Annotated in this window: 4 protein-coding genes; 1 reads left to right on the forward strand and 3 read right to left on the reverse strand. The window is 65.7% G+C overall.

The features are described 5' to 3' along the window. On the reverse strand, nucleotides 1–389 hold a 389-nt coding region (locus FKP22_RS33575; protein ID WP_211361625.1), incomplete at its 3' end, for a hypothetical protein. Between the two features lie 77 nt (nucleotides 390–466). Here FKP22_RS33575 and FKP22_RS28015 point away from each other — a divergent pair. Then, nucleotides 467–1,012, forward strand: coding sequence for an FxDxF family PEP-CTERM protein (locus tag FKP22_RS28015; protein ID WP_141291326.1), 546 nt, complete (start codon nucleotides 467–469; stop codon nucleotides 1,010–1,012). 363 nt (nucleotides 1,013–1,375) lie between these two features. Here the strand turns inward: FKP22_RS28015 and FKP22_RS28020 are convergent, their stop codons facing one another. Both FKP22_RS28020 and FKP22_RS32935 read right to left on the reverse strand, forming a co-directional pair. Continuing rightward, nucleotides 1,376–1,888: a hypothetical protein gene (locus tag FKP22_RS28020; protein WP_141291328.1), complete on the reverse strand. Its 513-nt coding sequence runs from the start codon at nucleotides 1,886–1,888 to the stop codon at nucleotides 1,376–1,378. A gap of 10 nt (nucleotides 1,889–1,898) precedes the next feature. After that, nucleotides 1,899–2,168: hypothetical protein (locus tag FKP22_RS32935; protein WP_170201139.1), on the reverse strand; the 270-nt coding region annotated here is incomplete at its 5' end.

The following is a 2,168-nucleotide window of genomic DNA, read 5'->3' on the forward strand; positions in this document are numbered from 1 at the left end:
CCAGCCTGCCAGTGCCAGGCACGGCAGCAGGCGCAGCCAGCGGAGGGTTCGAGGACCAGATGACATGAGCGGCTCCAAAACGTGAGCGTGCCGGACGGCCGGCGCCGGGGGTTGCGGATGCCCGCAGCTTCGGCGCTGCCGCACGCCAGCGCATCCCGCAGCAGGGTGGTCGGCAGACCAGCCAATCGGGACAGCCTCCCGGTGAACGGCACCCGCGCCTCGTGCCCGGCCACCCGTCGCATCGGCGTGTCCGAGTTGACACCGGCGTAACGAGCTGCGACGCCGGGCGAATGGCGGCCCCAGTCTTGCCCTTGCCTCGGGTGTCGCGGCGGCAGGTACCGGCTGAAGGTGTCAGGCAGGCCAAACTGCTTGAAACCCAGCAGCCACACCCCAAAAGCTGTCGACATTGGTGCAGCCAGAAGTGATCGACCGCATGGGCTGCGCAAAACCGAACCTAGGAGACCTCATGAAACTGAAACCTCTGCTCGCTGCGCTGAGCCTGGCGACGGCCAGCCTGGCCAGCCAGGCCGGCGTGTACGACCTGGGCGTGCTCAGCGTCTCGCCCGCCGATCCGACCTTCGCGGTGCACGGCGTCACGGCCCAGCCCAGCGTGTTCACCGACTGGTGGTCCTTCAGCGTGCCGACCAACGCCAGCCTGGTCTCGTTCGCCTCCAACACGCTGCTGCTCAGCGGTTTCACCGAGCTGTTCGGCCTGAAGCTGTCGATCACCCACACCATCGGCGGCACCGCCATCGTCAGCGACTACCAGAGCCTCAGCAACATCACGCTGTCCCCCGGCGGCAACTACTACCTGGGCGTCACCGGCAAGACTGCCGGCAGCCACGGCGGCGTCTATTCGCTGCTGGCCCAGGCCGCGCCGGTGCCGGAACCCAGCACCTACGCGATGCTGGGCCTGGGCATTGGCGTGCTGGCCCTGATGAGCCGGCGCCGCAGGAAGGAAGAGGCCGAAGCCGAAGCGCCTGGCCTCGCACACCCGCTCGCCACTGCCTGAGGCTTCGCGCCAGGCAAGCCGGCTGCGCACCGCAGTTGGTGCGCCGGGAAAGGTGCGGCCCCGCTGGCACCCGACCTTTCTGCCGAAAACCGCAACACCAGTGCCCACCACCGGCGCTGGCGTCATCCGCATGCTGAATGCCGGTCACCACGTCACCGTGCGTGAGGGACTGGCGGCGATGATCGGCAGGCACGTGGACATGTGCGTGGCGGGCGAAGCCGCCAACGGCCAAGCCGTCGTGGCCTTGTTGGCTGCAGCACCGGCCCGATGTCGCGTTGTTCGACCTGCGCATGCCGGTGATGGACGGCATCGAAGCCATCGCCGCCGGCAGGCATCAGCCGTCGCAGCTTGATCCAGCTTTGCTCATGGCGCCTGGCTCGGCGCCAGCGCAATCGAGTTCAGGAACTCGTAGAAGATGGCGAGGTGCCGCTCGGCAGTCGCCGCCGTGGTGCAGCCATACACGTAGACATTGCTGAGCCGAGTTCTCGGAAGCACCGCGGCCCATTCCACACTCGGGATGCGGTTGAGGACGTGAAAATACTCCAGCAGGCCATACACCACTCCGTGTACGTTCCTGCCTTCCCTTCGCCTGCGCTCCTCGTAACCCACGGTGTTGGCCTTGCGTCGGTTTGAAAGATTGGCCAGGTAGTCATCTGGGCTTTGCGGCTCGGTGCGACTCAACTGTTCAATGAAGAGGTACGCGTCATAACCTCCGGCGATTGGCGGGCACATGATCTGTACACCGCTGGAACCCGGGAAGCTTTGCTCGGTCCAGTTGGCAGGTACGGTAAAGCTGACCCCTGCCGCCCGAAGTTTTTCATCGAGCGGCGGGGCGCAGGACACCGTCACTCCGCCCACGGCGAGCAGTGTCAGCACACTGCGTCTGTCAGGGAAATTCGTCACTTCTGAACACCTGCTTGAGGGCAAAGGGGACAGCGAAGGCCTCAGCCCATGGGTGGCTGAAGGTTTTCGGTGCCAGGCAAGCATAGCTTCTGATCACGGGCTGTTCGAAGTCGAAGGCGGCGGAAATCTCCTCCAAACGAACGAGGCGCACCTTGCCGTCGAAGCACGCCAAAGCCCTTTGACTGTGCAATGGCGCTGCGGCGCGGGGTGCACCACTCTCGCGGCGCATCGCCGCGGTGGTTGCCAAGGTGAC

The organism is Ideonella azotifigens (assembly GCF_006519715.1).
Classification (GTDB): Bacteria; Pseudomonadota; Gammaproteobacteria; order Burkholderiales; family Burkholderiaceae_C; genus Ideonella; species Ideonella azotifigens.

What these genes read in the sequence shown, in the direction of transcription:
- FKP22_RS28015 (WP_141291326.1), top strand. Translation starts at nt 467, where the DNA reads ATGAAACTGAAACCTCTGCTCGCTGCGCTGAGCCTGGCGACGGCCAGC.